The 2,067-nt window shown below is 60.9% G+C and carries 2 protein-coding genes; both read left to right on the top strand.

Features of this window, described 5'->3' with window-relative positions:
* Positions 1–254: 254 nt before the first annotated feature.
* Positions 255–752: a CC0125/CC1285 family lipoprotein gene (locus KAK03_RS24675; protein WP_210857340.1), complete on the top strand. Its 498-nt coding sequence runs from the start codon at positions 255–257 to the stop codon at positions 750–752.
* A 702-nt stretch (positions 753–1,454) separates the two neighbouring features.
* Complete coding sequence (locus KAK03_RS24670) at positions 1,455–1,997, top strand: hypothetical protein (RefSeq protein WP_210857339.1); 543 nt, start codon at positions 1,455–1,457, stop codon at positions 1,995–1,997.
* Positions 1,998–2,067 lie beyond the last annotated feature (70 nt).

Below are 2,067 nucleotides of genomic sequence, written 5' to 3'. Positions count from 1 at the left end.
TGGGTGGTGTACTTGGTAGTCATCGGTGCAGTTATTCTTTTCGCCGGCCTCTAGTGGGGCAAGAGTGCGGCCTAACCCCTCGCTGGAACCGACGCCCACCGACATGGCACTTGGCCCGCTTCCCGGCTTAGGTCATCATCCGTCCCGCGGGCCAAGCGCCATGCCGGCTTGCGCGGCTCAGCTCGAACGTTAGGCGCCCGAATCACGGACCGTAGGCTCTCCCCCATCGAAACATCACCGAACACGGAGACTTCATGTACAAAGCCTTATTGATCCTTGCGACCGTCGGTGCATTGACCGCGTGCGCTACGGCGTACCAGCCCGAAGGCTTCTCCGGTGGCTTTACTGAGACGCAGTTGGACAAGAATGTCTTTCGAGTCTCGTTCCGCGGTAACGGATATACACGCGCCGAACGGGCCGAAGAGTTGGCTTTGCTTCGAAGCGCCGAGGTGACGCTGAAGAACGGCTTTACCCACTTCGCCATCGCGGACGCGCGCTCCAGAACTGACTACAGTGCGTTCACGACCCCTACCCAATCGAGCACGACCGGCACCGTCACTAGCTACGGCAACACGTCCTACTTGAACGCTAGAACGCGTACAACTGGTGGCGACACATTTGTTGCGGCCAAGCCAAGCTCTACGAACACAATCGTCTGCTTCAACGGGAAGCCCGATATCAGCGCTATGGTCTACGATGCCCAGTTCTTGTACAACTCGTTGGCGGCAAAGTATGGCGTAGGCGCGAAGTAGCGCGGGCGTCTAACCCCTCGCTGGAACCGACGCCCACCGACATGGCACTTGGCCCGCTTCCCGGCTTAGGCCATCATCCGTCCAGCGGGCCAAGTGCCATGCCGGCGTGCGCGGCTCAGCTCGAACGTTAGCCCGCACGGATGAACTACCTGCGTACTGCGCGCCGTCTCGCCGTAGCCACGTTGTTCGCGGTCTGCTTCCTCGTAGGGGTGGCACCCTGGCTGCTGTATTGGGTTGGTCTCCATGGGGCAGGGGGCACGCCAGTGCCTCCGTTGGCGCTGGCCTCATCAGAGGCGCAATTAGCAGCCTGGCAGCGTGCGCGCGGCATTGGCCCCCCGACTGTCACGCCGCTCAATCCGTATACGGTCTGGGGCACAGTCTTCTCTTCTGGTCAGCGTCAAGTCGGTGCTGTGGTTGCGTGGCAGGTGGCCAGCAGTTACATCGTCAAGCATCAGCGGTACGCAGGCAATACATGGTGGCACTTGTCGGGCGCAGCTCTTACCATCTGGCTCACGCGCAACTGGTCCATTGAGCAGTTGCTCACACAAGCGGCTGAGTCACGTGCGGGCTAACCATTCGCTGGAACCGACGCCCGCCGTCATGGCACATGGCCCGCTTCCCGGCATAGGCCAGCATCCGTCCAGCGGGCCAAGCGCCATGCCGGCGTGCGCGGCTCAGCTCGAACGTTAGACGGCTGAAACCGTGCGTGCCAAGCTCCCAGCGCTTGAGAAGAACATCCTCAAGTACCGCGCACTCCAGATGGTGCTGCTGCTGCACGAGGTGGAGTCACTGCGCTCCTTCCTGATCGGAAGCATCCGTAAGACAGACTCGCTTCCTTGGCGCACAGGCACCGAGCGACTCCCAGCCGGAACTCGCGGTCCAATGCAGAAGGCGCTCGACCTGCTGGTTTCCGAGGCAATCCTCACCGAGGCGGAGTCGAAGGACCTGCAGGCTATCGTCGAGCTTCGAAACAAGGTCGGGCACGCCGTGCACGAGTTAGTCGAAGACATTTCAGCCCCGCCTGATCTGCGGACAGGTGCACGCTACTACGACTATGGTGCGCTGGAGCGGTTTGAGCGGTACCGCCGCAAGATCGAGCGCGGGATGATGGGCAATTTCGTCATGCAAGTTGACTTCAGAGTCGTAGCCTTCGAGCACGCCGAAGCTACATACAGAGAAGAACTCGCTCGCTTGCGTAAGCGCATAGATCGCCAGTACGCCCAACGCAGCGACACAGCCGCCTAACCCCTCTACAGGGACTTCCCGCTGAGTCAACGGCGATCAGTGTTCTTCATCCAAAGCGGCATTCCTTTCA

This window comes from Ideonella alba (assembly GCF_018069845.1).
Lineage (GTDB): Bacteria > Pseudomonadota > Gammaproteobacteria > Burkholderiales > Burkholderiaceae_C > Ideonella > Ideonella alba.
This window is presented reverse-complemented; position numbering and strand designations above follow the sequence as displayed.